13 protein-coding genes are annotated in these 16350 nt (G+C 70.9%); all 13 read left to right on the top strand.

Annotated features, from left to right (window positions below):
• The first annotated feature begins 40 nt into the window (after positions 1-40).
• The 13 genes from hisG (at position 41) to pyk (ending at position 16224) form a co-directional block, all read left to right on the top strand.
• Positions 41-880, top strand: coding sequence for an ATP phosphoribosyltransferase (gene hisG, locus P5G59_RS02585; protein WP_301215656.1), 840 nt, complete (start codon positions 41-43; stop codon positions 878-880).
• Complete coding sequence (gene hisF / locus P5G59_RS02590) at positions 880-1644, top strand: imidazole glycerol phosphate synthase subunit HisF (protein WP_301215658.1); 765 nt, start codon at positions 880-882, stop codon at positions 1642-1644. Before hisG ends, hisF begins: the two co-directional genes overlap by 1 nt.
• The gene (gene hisI, locus P5G59_RS02595) at positions 1641-2033 is read left to right on the top strand and encodes a phosphoribosyl-AMP cyclohydrolase (RefSeq protein ID WP_301215660.1); all 393 of its coding nucleotides are present in this window, start codon (positions 1641-1643) and stop codon (positions 2031-2033) included. The genes hisF and hisI overlap by 4 nt, the downstream gene beginning before the upstream one ends.
• The gene (locus P5G59_RS02600) at positions 2030-3571 is read left to right on the top strand and encodes an anthranilate synthase component I (protein ID WP_301215662.1); all 1542 of its coding nucleotides are present in this window, start codon (positions 2030-2032) and stop codon (positions 3569-3571) included. Before hisI ends, P5G59_RS02600 begins: the two co-directional genes overlap by 4 nt.
• Positions 3561-4268, top strand: a complete 708-nt coding sequence (locus P5G59_RS02605; protein WP_301215663.1) for a Trp biosynthesis-associated membrane protein — start codon at positions 3561-3563, stop codon at positions 4266-4268. The genes P5G59_RS02600 and P5G59_RS02605 overlap by 11 nt, the downstream gene beginning before the upstream one ends.
• A 162-nt stretch (positions 4269-4430) precedes the next feature.
• Positions 4431-4661, top strand: coding sequence for a DUF6704 family protein (locus tag P5G59_RS02610; RefSeq protein ID WP_301215664.1), 231 nt, complete (start codon positions 4431-4433; stop codon positions 4659-4661).
• A 3-nt stretch (positions 4662-4664) separates the two neighbouring features.
• Positions 4665-5435, top strand: coding sequence for an indole-3-glycerol phosphate synthase TrpC (trpC, locus tag P5G59_RS02615; protein ID WP_301215667.1), 771 nt, complete (start codon positions 4665-4667; stop codon positions 5433-5435).
• Positions 5435-6646, top strand: a complete 1212-nt coding sequence (trpB, locus tag P5G59_RS02620; protein WP_301215670.1) for a tryptophan synthase subunit beta — start codon at positions 5435-5437, stop codon at positions 6644-6646. Before trpC ends, trpB begins: the two co-directional genes overlap by 1 nt.
• Positions 6643-7440, top strand: a complete 798-nt coding sequence (gene trpA / locus P5G59_RS02625; RefSeq protein WP_301215672.1) for a tryptophan synthase subunit alpha — start codon at positions 6643-6645, stop codon at positions 7438-7440. Before trpB ends, trpA begins: the two co-directional genes overlap by 4 nt.
• 90 nt (positions 7441-7530) lie before the next feature.
• Complete coding sequence (gene lgt / locus P5G59_RS02630) at positions 7531-8532, top strand: prolipoprotein diacylglyceryl transferase (protein ID WP_301216977.1); 1002 nt, start codon at positions 7531-7533, stop codon at positions 8530-8532.
• Positions 8533-8701: 169 nt separating this feature from the next.
• Positions 8702-13279, top strand: a complete 4578-nt coding sequence (gene gltB, locus P5G59_RS02635) for a glutamate synthase large subunit (protein WP_301215674.1) — start codon at positions 8702-8704, stop codon at positions 13277-13279.
• Positions 13272-14729, top strand: coding sequence for a glutamate synthase subunit beta (locus tag P5G59_RS02640; RefSeq protein ID WP_301215676.1), 1458 nt, complete (start codon positions 13272-13274; stop codon positions 14727-14729). Before gltB ends, P5G59_RS02640 begins: the two co-directional genes overlap by 8 nt.
• Before the next feature lie 79 nt (positions 14730-14808).
• Complete coding sequence (gene pyk / locus P5G59_RS02645) at positions 14809-16224, top strand: pyruvate kinase (RefSeq protein WP_301215678.1); 1416 nt, start codon at positions 14809-14811, stop codon at positions 16222-16224.
• Positions 16225-16350 lie beyond the last annotated feature (126 nt).

The following is a 16350-nucleotide window of genomic DNA, read 5'->3' on the forward strand; positions in this document are numbered from 1 at the left end:
ACCCCATCCACTCGTCCGTCACGTCACGAAAGTCACCACCATGCTGAAGATCGCCGTCCCCAACAAGGGCTCCCTCTCCGAGACCGCGGCGCAGATGCTGCACGAGGCCGGGTATGTCGGCCGCCGCGACCCGAAGGAACTCATCGTCGCCGACGCCCGCAACGGCGTCGAGTTCTTCTACCTGCGCCCGCGCGACATCGCCACCTACGTGGGCTCGGGCGCGCTGGACGTCGGCATCACCGGCCGCGACCTGCTGCTCGACTCCGGCTCGCCGGCCGCCGAGATCGCCGCGCTCGACTTCGCCGCCTCCACCTTCCGCTTCGCCGGCCCGGCGGGCGTGTTCGCCGAGCTCTCCGACCTCGAGGGCAAGCGCGTCGCCACCAGCTACCCGGGTCTCGTCGGCGCATTCCTCGCCGAGAACGGCGTCAGCACCTCGCTCATCAAGCTGGACGGCGCGGTCGAGTCGGCCGTGCGCCTGGGCGTCGCCGACGCGGTCGCCGACGTGGTCGAGACCGGCTCGACCCTGCGCAAGCAGGGGCTGGAGATCTTCGGCCCGGTCATCCTGGAGTCCGAGGCGGTCCTGGTCTCCTCGCCTGCGCCCGCTTCCGGAGTCGACACGCTGCTGCGGCGCCTGCACGGCGTCATGGTCGCCCGCCAGTACGTGCTGATCGACTACAACCTGCCGGTCGCGCTCCTGGAGAAGGCGGTCGCGCTCACCCCGGGCGTCGAGTCCCCGACCGTGTCGCCGCTGGGCGAGCCGGAGTGGGTCGCTGTCCGGGTGATGATCAAGCGCGATCAGACCAACCACATCATGGACGAGCTGTACGAGCTGGGCGCCCGGGCGATCCTGGTCACCTCCATCCACGCTGCGCGGATCTGATGGGTGTCTCGGTTCGCGTCATCCCGTGCCTCGACGTGGCCGCCGGCCGCGTGGTCAAGGGTGTCAACTTCCAGAACCTGCGCGACCAGGGCGACCCGGTCGAGCTGGCCGCGCGCTACTTCGAGCAGGGCGCCGACGAGCTGACCTTCCTGGATGTGACCGCGACGGTCGACGACCGCGCCACCACCTACGACGTGGTGCGGGCGACGGCGGAGCAGGTCTTCATCCCGCTCACGGTCGGCGGCGGCGTGCGCAGCCCGGAGGACGTCGCGAAGCTGCTCGGCCATGGCGCCGACAAGGTGGGCGTCAACTCGGCCGCGATCGCCCGCCCCGAGCTGATCGCCGAGATCGCGGAGCGCTTCGGCGCCCAGGTGCTGGTGCTGTCGCTGGATGTGAAGCGCTCGGCCGCCACGCCCTCCGGCTTCGTCGTCACCACGCACGGAGGCCGCACGGAGACCGACCTGGACGCGCTGGACTGGGCGCGCCGGGCGATCGAGCTGGGCGCGGGGGAGCTGCTGGTCAACTCGATCGACGCCGACGGCACGAAGGAGGGCTTCGACCTGGAGCTGATCCGCGAGATGCGGGCGCTGAGCAGCGTCCCGGTGATCGCCTCCGGCGGCGCCGGCCGGCTGGAGCACTTCGTGCCCGCCATCGAGGCGGGAGCCGACGCGGTGCTCGCCGCGAGCGTGTTCCACCAGGGCGAGCTGACGATCGAGCAGGTCAAGGACGAACTGGCCGCGGCCGGGATGGAGGTCCGCCGATGAATGCCACGAGCAGTGCGAGCGCCGACGCGGTGCTGGAGCGCATCCGCTTCACCGACACCGGGCTGGTGCCCGCGATCGTGCAGCAGTGGGACACCCGCGAGGTGCTGATGATGGGCTGGATGGACGCGGAGGCGTTCCGCCGCACCATGAGCGAGGGCCGGGTGACCTTCTGGTCTCGTTCCCGCCAGGAGTACTGGCGCAAGGGCGACACCTCCGGTCACGTGCAGTACGTGAAGGGCGTGGCGCTCGACTGCGACGGCGACACCCTCCTCGTCACCGTCGAGCAGATCGGCGCGGCCTGCCACACCGGCACGCGCACCTGCTTCGACGCGGACGTGCTGCAGCCCGTCGTCGGCGAGAGCCGCGAGCTGGAGGCGACAGACCTGTGATCGACACCGCCGCCGCCACGACCACCCGGGAGGCGTTCGACGCCCTCGCGGCCGACCACCGTGTCGTGCCGGTGATCCGCGAGCTGTTCGCCGACGGGGAGACCCCGGTCGGCATCTACCGCAAGCTGGCCGCCGGACGGCCGGGCACCTTCCTGCTCGAGTCGGCGGAGCAGGGCGGGATCTGGTCCCGCTTCTCGTTCGTCGGCGCGGCGTCCTTCGGCGTGCTCACGCAGCAGGGCGACGCGGTCCGCTGGCTCGACTACGGGCTCTGCGCCGAGCGCGCGCTCGGCACGGCGGGGGTGCTCCGCCCGCTGGAGGCTCTGGCGGCGCTGCACGCGCGCTGGCAGACCGCGCGCATCCCGGGGCTCCCTCCGCTCACCGGCGGGCTGGTCGGCTTCATCGGCTGGGAGGCGATCCGGCAGATCGAGCGGCTCCCCGACGCGCCGCCCGCCGACGTGGACGTACCGGGCCAGGCGCTCGCCTTCGTCGCCGACCTCGTCGTGATCGACCATCGCTCCGGCACCGTGAAGCTGGTCGCCAACGCGCTGGCCGACGGCACCGACCACGCCGACGACCTGTGGGCCGACGCGCAGCGCCGTCTCGACCGGATGCAGACGCAGCTCGCTCAGCCGTCGGAGGCGTGGCTGGAGGAGGTCGACCTCGGCACCCCGGCCGACCCCGTGTCGCGCACCCGGCGCGAGGACTTCCTCGCGTCGGTGGTCACGGCCAAGGAGCGGATCGTCGACGGCGACATCTTCCAGGTCGTCATCTCGCAGCGCTTCGAGCTGGAGTGCACGGCCCCCGCGCTCGACGTCTACCGGGTGCTGCGGGCGCTGAACCCGAGCCCGTACATGTACCTGCTGTCGCTGGAGAAGCCGGACGGCGAGCCGTACCAGATCGTCGGCTCCTCGCCCGAGGCGCTGGTGAAGGTGCAGGAGGGGCGCGCGTTCACGCATCCCATTGCCGGCTCCCGCCCGCGCGGCGCGACCCCGGAGCAGGACCTCGACCTGGAGGCCGCGCTGCTCGCCGACGACAAGGAGCGGGCCGAGCACCTCATGCTGGTCGACCTCGCCCGCAACGACCTGCTCAAGGTCTGCGCGGCCGGGACGGTCGAGGTGACCGAGTTCATGCGCATCGAGCGGTTCAGTCACATCATGCACATCGTCTCCTCGGTGGAGGGCGACCTGTTGCCGGATGCGACGGCGATCGACGTGTTCCGCGCCACCTTCCCGGCGGGGACCCTGTCCGGTGCGCCGAAGCCGATGGCGTTGCGGATCATCGACGAGCTGGAGCCCGCCCAGCGCGGCGTCTACGGCGGCGTGATCGGGTACTTCGACTTCGCCGGGGACGCCGACCTCGCCATCGCGATCCGCACGGCCACCATCATGGGCGGCGTGGCGCGGGTCCAGGCGGGCGGTGGACTCGTGGCCGACTCGGTGCCGGAGAGCGAGTTCCAGGAGTCGCAGAACAAGGCCGCCGCGCCGCTGCGCGCCGTCGCGGTCGCGAACGCCATGAGACGGGTGCGCGATGCGGGCTGACGGCAGCACCGGCCGTCGCGTCAAGTACTCGACGATGCTCCTCCTCGTCGTGGGGAGCGGTCTCGCGCTACTCGCCGCGACGCAGCCGTGGTTCACCATCCGGTTGACCGACACGGCGCAGCACGCGACGACGGTCTCGGTGGCCGGCTCTGTCGCGGCTCCCGCGCTCACGGCGCTCGCGCTGGCCGGACTCGCGCTGACGGCCGCGCTGGCGATCGCGGGTCCCGTGTTCCGGATCGTGCTCGCGCTGCTCGGCATCCTGCTCGGCGTGTCGGTGCTGATCTCGGCGATCACGGCCGTCTCCGATGCGGTGCGCGCCTCGGCCTCCGCGATCACGACGGCGACGGGCGTCGCGGGCGACGCGTCCATCCGCAATCTCGTGCACACCGTCGACACCGCTTTCTGGCCGTGGCTGGCGGTGGTCGCGGGCGTCGTGCTCATCCTGGCCAGCGCGGCCGTCGTCGTGTTCTCGCGGCTCTGGCCCGGCCCGTCGCGCAAGTACCAGACCCGGTTCGCCGGCGAGGACGGCCGTCCCGCGGACGAGGTCGTCGCCGAGGCCGCGGAGGAAGAGACCCCGCAGACGCACTCCGACGCCCAGGACGAGTCCGCGGAGTCCGCCGAGCTCGGCACCCTCGACCGCGACACCGCCATCGACTCGTGGGACGACCTCACCCGCGGCGACGACCCCACCCGCTGAGCATCCATGGGACGCAACACGCCGTGACGCCTGCGCGATGACGGCGTGTTGGGTCCCACGGATGCAGGTGCGGGCGGGGGAGCGGGGGCGGAGCCACTAGACTGGATGCGTTCCACAACACCGTGCGCGCCGTCGGGCGTGCACCCGACGTGCAGGAGTCCCATGAGCAGCGAGTCAGTCGAGCCAGGCCACGGTCACTCGCCGGCGGCGTGGACGGCCGTGATCATCATGCTGATCGCGTTCGCGATCGGCGCGGTCGCGTTCTTCTACGACGCCCCCGTCATCGTCTGGGCGTCGGCCGGTCTCGCGGTCGTCGGGCTCATCGTCGGCTGGATCATGAAGCGCGCGGGCTACGGCGTCGGCGGCGACAAGTACACCCCGAAGGGCCACTGATCCGTGCTCGCCGACCTCGTCGCCGGCGCGCTGGAGGACGCTGAGCGGCGACGGGCCGACCGCCCGCTCGCCGAGGTGGAGGCCGCAGCGCTCGCGCGCCCGGCCGCACTCGACGCCCTCGCGGCGCTCGCTCCGGCCGACCGCGTCAAGATCATCGCCGAGGTGAAGCGGGCGAGCCCGTCCCGCGGGTCGCTCGCCGCCATCCCGGACCCGGCCGGCCTCGCGGCGTCGTACCAGACCGGCGGCGCCAGCGCGATCAGCGTCCTCACCGAGGAGCGCAGGTTCCACGGCTCCCTCGCCGACCTGGAGGCCGTGCGCGACGCCGTGTCCATCCCGGTGCTGCGCAAGGAGTTCGTCGCGGAGCCATACCAGGTGTTCGAGGCCCGCGCCGCGGGCGCCGACCTGGTGCTGCTGATCGTCGCCGCCCTGGAGCAGAAGCAGCTGGTCGAGCTGCACGGGCTGATCACCCAGCTCGGCATGACCCCGCTGGTGGAGGCGCACTCGGCCGACGAGCTGAGCCGCGCCCTCGAGACCGGCGCGTCGCTCGTGGGCGTCAACGCCCGCGACCTCACCACGTTCGAGCTGGATCGGGATCTGTTCGGCCGCCTGGCCGACCGCATCCCGTCCGGCGTCATCCGCGTCGCGGAGTCCGCCGTGAAGTCGGCCGACGACGTCGCGCACTACCGGGCGGCGGGCGCGGATGTCGTGCTCGTCGGCGAGGCGCTCGTCACGAGCGACCCCGTCGCGACGCTCGGCGAGTTCCTGGGAGTCTGATGTCCCTCCGCACTGAGCAGGGTCCGTACTTCGGCGACTTCGGCGGGCGGTTCGTCCCCGAGTCGCTGGTCGCAGCGCTCGACGAGCTGTCGGCGGCGTGGGAGGAGGCGAAGGCCGACCCCGCGTTCCACGCCGAGCTCGACGAGCTGCACCGGTCGTACACCGGCCGTCCGTCGATCATCACCGAGGTGCCGCGGTTCGCAGAACATGCGGGCGGCGCGCGCATCATCCTGAAGCGCGAAGACCTGAACCACACCGGCTCGCACAAGATCAACAACGTGCTCGGGCAGGCGATCCTCACCAAGCGCATCGGCAAGACCCGCGTCATCGCCGAGACCGGCGCGGGCCAGCACGGTGTCGCCACCGCCACGGCCGCCGCCCTGTTCGGCCTCGAGTGCACGATCTACATGGGCGAGGTCGACACCGAGCGCCAGGCGCTCAACGTCGCCCGGATGCGCCTGCTCGGCGCCGACGTCGTGGCGGTCAAGACCGGCTCCCGCACGCTCAAGGACGCGATCAACGACGCCATGCGCGACTGGGTGACCAACGTCGAGCACACCAACTACATCTTCGGCACGGTCGCCGGTCCCCACCCGTTCCCGGCGATGGTCCGCGACCTGCAGAAGATCATCGGCGAGGAGGCGCGCGAGCAGGTGCTCGGCCTGACCGGCCGGCTCCCGGACGCGGTCGTCGCCTGCGTCGGCGGCGGCTCGAACGCCATGGGCATCTTCCACGCCTTCCTCGACGACGAAGACGTGCGCCTGGTGGGCTTCGAGGCCGGCGGCGAGGGCGCGGACACCCCGCGCCACGCGGCCACCATCACCAAGGGCCGCCCCGGCGTCCTGCACGGCGCTCGCTCGATGCTGCTCCAGGACGAGGACGGCCAGACGATCGAATCGCACTCGATCTCCGCTGGTCTCGACTACCCGGGCGTCGGCCCCGAGCACGCCTGGCTCGCGAACATCGGCCGCGCCGAGTACCGCCCGGTCTCCGACGCGGACGCGATGGAGGCGCTGCGCCTGCTCAGCCGCACCGAGGGCATCATCCCGGCCATCGAGTCGTCGCACGCCCTCGCCGGCGCGCTGGCGCTGGGCCGCGAGCTCGGGCCGGAGGGTGTCATCCTCGTGAACCTCAGCGGTCGTGGCGACAAGGACATGGAGACGGCGGCGCGCTACTTCGACCTCATCGACGCCGGGGCGGTGCAGTCGTGAGCGGTACCGTGACCAGCCGCGTCGCCGAGACGATCGCCCGTCGCAACAGCGAGGCGTCCGGCGCCCTGATCGGCTACCTGCCCGCCGGGTTCCCCGACCTCCGCACCAGCGTGGACGCCGCGGTCGCGCTCGCCCAGAACGGCGTCGACGTCATCGAGCTCGGCCTGCCGTACTCCGACCCCGTCATGGACGGCACGGTCATCCAGGCCGCCACCCAGCAGGCGCTGAGCGCCGGCTTCCGGCTGCGCGACGGCTTCACCGCCGTGCGCGAGATCACCAAGCAGGTCGACATCCCCGTACTCGTCATGACGTACTGGAACCCCGTGCTGCAGTACGGCGTCGACCGGTTCGCCGACGACCTCGTCGAGGCCGGGGGAGCAGGGCTCATCACGCCCGACCTCATCCCGGACGAGGGCGCCGACTGGCTCGCCGCCTCCGATCGCACGGGCCTCGACCGCGTCTTCCTCGCCGCCCCGAGCTCGACCGACGCACGCCTGAAGCAGGCCGTCGACGCGAGCCGCGGCTTCGTCTACGCCGTGTCGACGATGGGCATCACCGGCGCCCGGAGCGACGTGGATGCCGCAGCCCGCACACTCGTCGGCCGCCTCCGCGAGGCGGGCGCGACCAGCACCTGCGTCGGCCTCGGCATCTCCTCGGCCGCGCAGGTCGCCGAGGTGCTGGAGTACGCCGACGGCGCCATCGTCGGCTCCGCGCTCGTGAAGGCGCTCGGCGACGGCGGCGTGGCCGAGGCCGGCCGTGTGGCCGCCGAACTCGCCGGCGGCACCGCGGCCTGACCGCGCAGCTTAGAATATGCAGGCCGAGCGCGCTCCCGCGCGGCGGTCGTCCCACGAAGAACGAAAGGTAGTCATCGGGTGTTCGCGACGATGAGCGGCTGGATGACCAGCATCCCCAGCCCCAGCCCCGAGTGGGCGCAGATCCCGCTGCCCTTCTGGCCGTACCGCATCCAGACCTACGCGCTCGTCATCCTGGTGGGCATCATCATCGCCGCGATGTGGACGTCCCGACGGCTGACCAAGCGCGGCGCGGAGCCGGGCGTCGTCCTCGATATCCTGCTGTGCGCCGTCCCGCTCGGCATCGTCGGAGCACGGCTCTACCACGTGGTCACGCACCCGCAGGACTTCTTCTACCCGGGCGCCAACATCTGGAACCCGTTCCAGCCCGGCAGCATCTGGGCGATCTGGGAGGGCGGTGGCGCCATCTTCGGCGCGATGATCGGCGGTGCGTTCGGCGTCTGGCTGGGCTGCCGCTGGACCGGCCTGCGCTTCTGGACCTTCGCCGACGCCGTCGCGCCCGCACTGCTGCTCGCGCAGGCCATCGGTCGCTTCGGCAACTACTTCAACCAGGAGCTGTTCGGCCTGCCGACCAACCTCCCGTGGGGCCTGCAGATCGACCCGGGCAACAAAGCCATCCCCGTGGGGCTCCCGGACGACACGCTGTTCCAGCCGCTGTTCCTCTACGAGATGATCTGGAACGTCATCGGCGTGATCGTCATTGTCTTCCTGCAGCGCAAGTTCACGCTGCAGTGGGGCAAGGTGCTCGCCGTGTACCTCATCTGGTACGGCCTCGGCCGCTCCTACCTGGAGTCGATCCGCATCGACCCGAGCGAGTTCAGCTTCCTCGGCATCCCGAGCAACGTGTGGGCCGCCTTCGGCGCCGTCGTGCTCGGTCTGATCATCTTCCTGGTGCAGTCGCGCCGGCACCCCGGACTCGAGCCGAGCCCGTACCAGCCGGGTCGTGAATGGGTTCGCCCGGATGCTGAGGTAGACTCGGACGACACGGACCTGGAGGACGAGGACACCGCCGACGCTGACGGTGTGCCTGCCGGGTCCGCTTCGGCCAAGGCCACAAGCCCCACGAACGGATGATCCCGACGGCTCGAAGTAAGCAACTCGTCGAGGCGATCCCACGCACCTGACCCTCCCGACCGGGCCGCACACAGCCCAGCCGCAGACGGCAGAACCTCCCCGCATCGGGCCGATGGCGTCCCCGCACCCAACATCCCCACATCCACGACACTGTGAGGACGGTCGACAGATGGCGCTTACGCCTCCCCATTACCGCTTCGGGACCGTGCCAGGCCCCCAGGGCCTGTACGACCCTGCCCACGAGAAGGACGCCTGCGGCCTGGCCATGGTCGCCACCCTTCGCGGCACGGCCGGGCACGACATCATCGACGCCGCGCTCGAGGCGCTCCGGCACCTGGAGCACCGCGGCGCGGTCGGCTCCGACGCCGGCACCGGCGACGGCGCGGGCATCATCACGCAGGTGCCCGACACGTTCCTGCGCGCCGTCGCGGGCTTCGAGCTGCCGGCCGCTGGCCGCTACGCCGTCGGCAACGCGTTCCTGCCGAACGACGAGTCCGAGCGCGCCGAGATCAAGGCTGCGCTCGAGGCGATCGCGGTCGAGCATGAGCTGACCGTGCTCGGCTGGCGTGCCGTGCCGGTGCGGCCGGAGGAGCTGGGCACGCTCGCACGCCAGGCGATGCCCGTCATCGAGCAGCTGTACGTCACCTCGACCCGCCTCGACGAGAAGGGCGAGCCGGTCGCCGGCATCGCGCTCGACCGTCTGACGTTCTTCCTGCGCAAGCGCGCGGAGCGGGAGCTCGACCTCTACTTCTCGTCCCTGTCCAGCCGCACGCTGGTCTACAAGGGCATGGTCACCACGCTGCAGCTGGAGCCGTTCTACCCCGACCTCTCCGACGAGCGCTTCGCCTCGAAGCTCGCCCTGGTGCACTCGCGCTACTCGACGAACACGTTCCCGTCGTGGCCGCTCGCCCAGCCGTTCCGGATGATCGCCCACAACGGCGAGATCAACACCGTGCAGGGCAATCGCAACTGGATGCGCGCGCGCCAGTCGCAGCTGGAGAGCGAGCTGCTCGGCGACCTCCGCCCGATCTTCCCGGTCGTGACGCCCGGTGCCTCCGACTCCGCCTCGTTCGACGAGGTCGTGGAGCTCATCTCGCTGAGCGGCCGCCCGCTGCCGCACGCGGTGATGATGATGGTGCCGGAGGCCTGGGAGAACCAGACCGAGATCGACCCGGTCCGCCGTGCCTTCTACGAGTACCACTCGATGCTCATGGAGCCGTGGGATGGCCCGGCCGCCATCGTCTTCACCGACGGCTCGCTGGTCGGCGCGACCCTCGACCGCAACGGCCTGCGTCCCGGGCGCTACGTCGTCACGAACGACGGCCTGGTGGTGCTCGCCTCCGAGATCGGCGTGCTCGACATCGAGCCGAGCCGGATCGTGCGCAAGGGCCGACTGCGCCCGGGCCGCATGTTCCTGGTCGACACGGTCGCCGGCCGCCTGATCGAGGACGAGGAGATCAAGTCCGATCTCGCCGCGGGCGCCCCCTACGGGGAGTGGCTCGACGAGGGCCGGATCAACCTCAAGGACCTGCCGGAGCGCGAGCACATCGTCCACACCCCTGCGTCGATCGTGCGCAGGCAGCGGACGTTCGGCTACACCGAGGAGGAGGTCCGCATCCTCCTGAAGCCGATGGCGACGACCGGCGCGGAGCCGCTCGGCGCGATGGGCTCCGACACGCCCGTGGCGGTGCTCTCCGAGCGCCCGCGACTGCTGTTCGACTACTTCACGCAGCAGTTCGCGCAGGTCACCAACCCGCCGCTCGACTCCATCCGCGAGGAGGTCGTCACCTCGCTGAAGCTGGGCCTCGGCCCCGAGCGCAACCTGCTCACCGCGGGACCGGAGCACGCCAAGCAGGTCGTGCTCGACTTCCCGGTGATCGACAACGACGAGCTGGCGAAGATCCAGCACATCGACCCGCGCCCCGGCAGCACGCTCACGACCACCGTGCGCGGCCTGTACCGCTCCGACGCGGGCCCCGACGCCCTGGAGCGGCGCCTGGCCGAGATGTGCGACGAGGTGGACGAGGCGATCGCGCAGGGCGCGCAGTTCATCGTGCTCAGCGACCGCGACTCCACCAAGGACCTCGCGCCCATCCCGTCGCTGCTCATGCTCGCGGCCGTGCACCACCACCTCATCCGCTCCGAGACCCGCATGAAGGCGGGCCTCATCGTGGAGGCGGGCGACGTGCGCGAGGTGCACCACGTCGCGCTGCTCATCGGCTACGGCGCCTCGGCGATCAACCCGTACCTGGCGATGGAGACCTGCGAGGAGCTGGTCCGCAGCGGCATGATCACCGGCGTCACCCCGGAGAAGGCCGTCAAGAACGTGATCAAGGCGCTCGGCAAGGGCGTGCTCAAGATCATGTCGAAGATGGGCATCTCGACCGTGTCGTCGTACGCCGGCGCGCAGGCGTTCGAGGCCGTCGGCCTCAGCCAGGAGTTCGTCGACCAGTACTTCACCGGCACCACGAGCAAGCTCGGCGGCGTCGGGATCGACGTCATCGCGGCCGAGAACCTGGCCCGTCACGAGAGCGCCTACCCGTCGGAGGGCGCCGCCCTCGCGCACGAGCGGCTGGCGACCGGCGGCGAGTACCAGTGGCGCCGCGACGGCTCGCCGCACCTCTTCAACCCGGAGACGGTGTTCCGCCTGCAGCACTCGACGCGCACGCGCCGCTACGACGTGTTCCGCGAGTACACGGAGCTGGTCGACGACCAGTCGGCGTCGCTGATGACCCTGCGCGGGATGTTCTCCCTCAAGGAGGGCGAGCGCCCGCCGGTGCCGCTGGAGGAGGTCGAGCCCGTCTCGTCCATCGTCAAGCGGTTCTCCACCGGTGCGATGAGCTACGGCTCCATCTCGAAGGAGGCGCACGAGACGCTCGCGATCGCCATGAACCGGCTCGGCGCCAAGTCGAACACCGGTGAAGGCGGCGAGGACCTCGACCGCCTGCTCGACCCGGAGCGCCGCAGCGCGATCAAGCAGGTCGCGTCGGGCCGCTTCGGCGTCACGTCGATGTACCTGACGCACGCCGACGACATCCAGATCAAGCTCGCCCAGGGCGCGAAGCCCGGTGAGGGCGGCCAGCTGCCGCCGACCAAGGTGTACCCGTGGGTCGCGCGCACGCGGCATGCGACCGCCGGCGTCGGCCTCATCTCGCCGCCGCCGCACCACGACATCTACTCGATCGAAGACCTCAAGCAGCTGATCTTCGACCTGAAGCGCGCGAACCCGGGCGCCCGCATCCACGTCAAGCTCGTCTCCGAGTCGGGCATCGGCGCGGTCGCGGCGGGAACGGCGAAGGCGCTGGCCGACGTCATCCTGGTCTCCGGCCACGACGGCGGCACCGGCGCGTCGCCGGTCAACTCGCTCAAGCATGCGGGCACGCCGTGGGAGCTGGGCCTGGCCGAGACGCAGCAGACCCTGATGCTGAACGGGATGCGCGAGCGCGTGGTCGTACAGGTGGACGGTCAGCTGAAGACCGGCCGCGACGTCATCGTCGGCGCCCTGCTCGGCGCGGAGGAGTTCGGCTTCGCGACCGCCCCGCTCGTGGTCTCCGGCTGCGTGATGATGCGCGTCTGCCACCTGGACACCTGCCCGGTCGGCGTCGCCACCCAGAACCCGGAGCTCCGTGCCCGGTTCTCCGGCAAGCCGGAGTTCGTGGTCAACTTCTTCGAGTTCATCGCGGAGGAGGTGCGCGAGTACCTCGCGGCGCTCGGCTTCCGCACGCTCGACGAGGCGATCGGCCACGCCGAGCTCCTGGACGTCGACCGCGCGATCGAGCACTGGAAGGCCTCCGGCCTCGACCTGACGCCGATCCTGCGCGGCCCCGCCTTCGGGCCGGAGGCGCCGCGCAAGAACGGCCGTGCGCAGGACCACGAGCTGGACCAGCACTTCGACGTGCAGCTGATCGAGGCTGCCGAGGACGTTCTGGCGAACGGTGGACGGATCGAGCTGAACCTCCCCATCCGCAACACCGAGCGCGCCGTCGGCACGATGCTCGGCCACGAGGTGACCGTCCGCCATGGCGAGAACGGGCTGCCGGCCGGGTCGATCGACATCACCCTCACCGGCTCCGCCGGCCAGTCGTTCGGCGCCTTCCTGCCCGCGGGCATCACGCTGCGGCTCGTCGGCGACTCGAACGACTACGTCGGCAAGGGCCTCTCCGGCGGCCAGATCGTCGTGCGCCCGCCGCAGGGAACCGTCTTCGCGGCCGAGCGGAACGTGATCGCCGGCAACGTGATCGGCTACGGCGCGACGCAGGGCAGCATGTTCATCCGCGGCATCGTGGGCGAGCGGTTCCTGGTGCGCAACTCCGGGGCGACCGCGGTGGTCGAGGGCGTGGGCGACCACGCGCTCGAGTACATGACCGGCGGCCTCGCCGTGATCCTCGGCGGCACCGGCCGGAACCTCGGCGCGGGCATGTCGGGCGGTACGGCCTACGTGTACGACCTGAAGCGCGAACGCGTGAACCGGGACTCGCTGGCGAGCGGGGAGCTGGAGCTCCTTCCGCTCGGCAGCGCCGACATCGAGATCGTGCGTGACCTGCTGGAGCGGCACGCGGCCGAGACCGGCTCGACGCTCGCCACCCGGATGCTGGAGGACTTCGACGAGACCGTCGCGAAGTTCGTCAAGGTGCTGCCGCGGGACTACGCCGCGGTGCTGCAGATGCGCCAGGAGGCCGTCGACGAGGGTCTCGACCCCGACGGCGACGTCGTTTGGAACCGAATCTTGGAGGTGACCGGTGGCTGATCCCAAAGGCTTTCTGAAGACGACCGAGCGGGAGCTGCCGAAGCGCCGCCCCGTCTCGGTGCGACTCATGGACTGGAAAGAGGTCTACGAGGCGCAGGACCCGGCGCAGCTGCGCCGGCAGGCCGGCCGCTGCATGGACTGCGGCGTCCCGTTCTGCCACTCCGGCTGCCCGCTGGGCAACCTGATCCCCGAGTGGAACGACCTGATGTGGCGCGGGGAGGGCCGCCAGGCGATCGACCGCCTGCACGCGACCAACAACTTCCCGGAGTTCACCGGACGCCTGTGCCCGGCCCCGTGCGAGTCGTCGTGCGTGCTCGGCATCAACCAGCCCGCCGTGACGATCAAGCAGGTCGAGGTCTCGATCATCGACCAGGCCTGGCAGAACGGCTGGGTGCAGCCGCACCCGCCGGAGCGTCTGACCGGCAAGACCGTCGCGGTCGTCGGCTCCGGCCCCGCCGGCCTCGCCGCCGCGCAGCAGCTGACCCGCGCCGGCCACACCGTCGCGGTGTACGAGCGCGACGACCGGATCGGCGGCCTGCTGCGGTACGGCATCCCGGACTTCAAGATGGAGAAGAAGCACCTGGAGGCGCGCCTCAACCAGATGATGGCCGAGGGCACCCGCTTCCGTGCGGGCGTCAACATCGGCGTGGACATCACCTGGGACGACCTGCGCGCCCGCTACGACGCCGTCGTGGTGGCGACCGGGGCGATGGTCCCGCGCGACCTGCCCATCCCGGGCCGTGAGCTCTCCGGCGTGCACTTCGCCATGGAGTACCTGGTGCAGCAGAACAAGGCGGGCGCCGGCGACCAGATCGCCGACCAGATCACCGCGGACGGCAAGCACGTCGTCGTCCTCGGCGGCGGCGACACCGGCGCGGACTGCATCGGCACCGCGCACCGCCAGGGTGCGGCGAGCGTCACCAACCTGGCGATCGGCAAGCAGCCGCCCGCGGAGCGCCCCGAGCACCAGCCGTGGCCGATGACCCCGACCCTGTTCGAGGTCCAGTCGGCGCACGAGGAGGGCGGACGGCGCGAGTACCTCGCGTCGACCGTCGAGTTCCTGGCGAACGAGTTCGGCGAGGTGCGTGCACTGCGCGTTGCCGAGACCGAGTTCCTCGACGGACGCCGCGTGCCGAAGGCCGGCACGGAGCGCGAGATCCCCGCAGACCTGGTGCTGCTGGCCCTCGGATTCACCGGCCCGGAGCAGCAGGACCTCTCCTCGCAGCTGGGCCTGCCTTTCGACGGGCGCGGCAACGTCGCGCGCGACGGCGAGTACCAGACCGAGCAGGAGGGCGTGTTCGTGGCGGGCGACGCCGGCCGCGGACAGTCGCTCATCGTGTGGGCGATCGCCGAGGGCCGTGCAGCGGCCGCCGCCGTCGACCGGTATCTTGAAGGGGAGACGCAGTTGCCGTCTCCGATCCGTCCCACCGACCGCGGCATCCTCGTCTGAGCGAGGAGATGCCCGAAAGACCGGGCGTCAGCTTGAAATCCAGCGCCCACGGCGCAGAAAAACGGAGCGAACAAGAAGCATGAGAAGGGCCAAAATCGTCGCGACCCTCGGGCCGGCGACCTCCAGCTACGACAACATCCGCGCGATCATCGACGCGGGCGTGGACGTGGCGCGCATGAACCTCAGCCACGGGAGCTACGAGGTGCACGAGGGGGTCTACGCGAACGTGCGGAAGGCCGCCGAGGACGCCGGGAAGCCGGTCGCCGTGCTCGTCGACCTGCAGGGCCCGAAGATCCGTCTCGGCAAGTTCGAGGCCGGCCCCTACGAGCTCGCCGAGGGCGACATCTTCAAGATCACCACCGAGGACATCATCGGTACCAAGGAGATCTCGTCGACGACGTTCAAGGGCCTCCCGCACGACGTCAAGCCGGGCGACTACCTGCTCATCGACGACGGCAAGGTGCGCGTGCGCGTCGTCTCCGTCGACGGCCAGGTCGTCACGACCGAGGTCGTCGTCGCGGGCCCGGTGTCGAACAACAAGGGCATCAATCTCCCGGGCGTCGCGGTCAACGTGCCGGCGCTCTCCGAGAAGGACGAGGCCGACCTGCGCTGGGGCCTCAAGCTCGGCGCCGACCTGATCGCGCTGTCGTTCGTGCGCAACGCCATCGACATCCGCCGCGTGCACGAGATCATGGCGGAGGAGGGCCGCAAGGTCCCGGTCGTCGCGAAGATCGAGAAGCCGCAGGCCGTCGAGGCGCTGGAGGAGATCATCGAGGCGTTCGACGCCATCATGGTCGCCCGCGGCGACCTGGGCGTGGAGCTGCCGCTGGAGGCGGTTCCGATCGTGCAGAAGCGCGCGGTCGAGCTGGCCCGCCGCGCCGCGAAGCCGGTCATCGTCGCCACCCAGATGCTGGAGTCGATGATCTCGAGCCCGGTCCCGACCCGCGCCGAGACCTCCGATGTCGCCAACGCGGTGCTCGACGGTGCGGACGCGGTCATGCTCTCGGGCGAGACCAGCGTCGGCGAGTACCCGGCGATCACGGTACAGACCATGTCCCGGATCGTCACCTCGACCGAGGAGCACGGCCTGGAACGCATCCAGCCGCTCGGCACCCGTCCGCGCACCCAGTCGGGTGCGATCACGCTCGCGGCCGTCGAGGTCGCCGACTTCGTCGAGGCCAAGTTCCTCTGCGTGTTCACGGAGTCGGGCGAGTCGGCCCGCCGCATGGCGCGACTGCGCAACAAGATCCCGATCCTGGCGTTCACGCCGGAGGAGTCGGTGCGCCGCCGCATGTCCCTGTTCTGGGGCGTGGAGTCCTTCGTCGTCGGCCGGGTCACCCACACCGACCAGATGGTCGCGCAGGTGGACGAGGCGCTCAAGTCGACCGGCCGTGCCGTCGACGGCGACAAGGTGATCATCATCTCCGGTTCCCCTCCCGGGATCCCCGGAACCACCAACGACATCCGCGTGCACCGGGTCGGCGACGTCCTGTAGCACCGGTCACGGAGGGCCCCGCTCGACGAGCGGGGCCCTCCGTGCGTCCGGCGGGAGTGCGGTGTCATCCTGGGGGACGACACGGCGTCAGACCGGGGGATGAAGTCCCGGTTTCCCATGCAATCC

Origin of the sequence: Leifsonia virtsii (genome assembly GCF_030433675.1) — a bacterium.
Classification (GTDB): domain Bacteria; phylum Actinomycetota; class Actinomycetes; order Actinomycetales; family Microbacteriaceae; genus Leifsonia; species Leifsonia virtsii.

What these genes read in the sequence shown, in the direction of transcription:
- hisG (WP_301215656.1), top strand. Translation starts at nt 41, where the DNA reads ATGCTGAAGATCGCCGTCCCCAACAAGGGCTCCCTCTCCGAGACCGCG.
- hisF (WP_301215658.1), top strand. Translation starts at nt 880, where the DNA reads ATGGGTGTCTCGGTTCGCGTCATCCCGTGCCTCGACGTGGCCGCCGGC.
- hisI (WP_301215660.1), top strand. Translation starts at nt 1,641, where the DNA reads ATGAATGCCACGAGCAGTGCGAGCGCCGACGCGGTGCTGGAGCGCATC.
- P5G59_RS02605 (WP_301215663.1), top strand. Translation starts at nt 3,561, where the DNA reads ATGCGGGCTGACGGCAGCACCGGCCGTCGCGTCAAGTACTCGACGATG.
- P5G59_RS02610 (WP_301215664.1), top strand. Translation starts at nt 4,431, where the DNA reads ATGAGCAGCGAGTCAGTCGAGCCAGGCCACGGTCACTCGCCGGCGGCG.
- trpB (WP_301215670.1), top strand. Translation starts at nt 5,435, where the DNA reads ATGTCCCTCCGCACTGAGCAGGGTCCGTACTTCGGCGACTTCGGCGGG.
- lgt (WP_301216977.1), top strand. Translation starts at nt 7,531, where the DNA reads ATGAGCGGCTGGATGACCAGCATCCCCAGCCCCAGCCCCGAGTGGGCG.
- gltB (WP_301215674.1), top strand. Translation starts at nt 8,702, where the DNA reads ATGGCGCTTACGCCTCCCCATTACCGCTTCGGGACCGTGCCAGGCCCC.
- pyk (WP_301215678.1), top strand. Translation starts at nt 14,809, where the DNA reads ATGAGAAGGGCCAAAATCGTCGCGACCCTCGGGCCGGCGACCTCCAGC.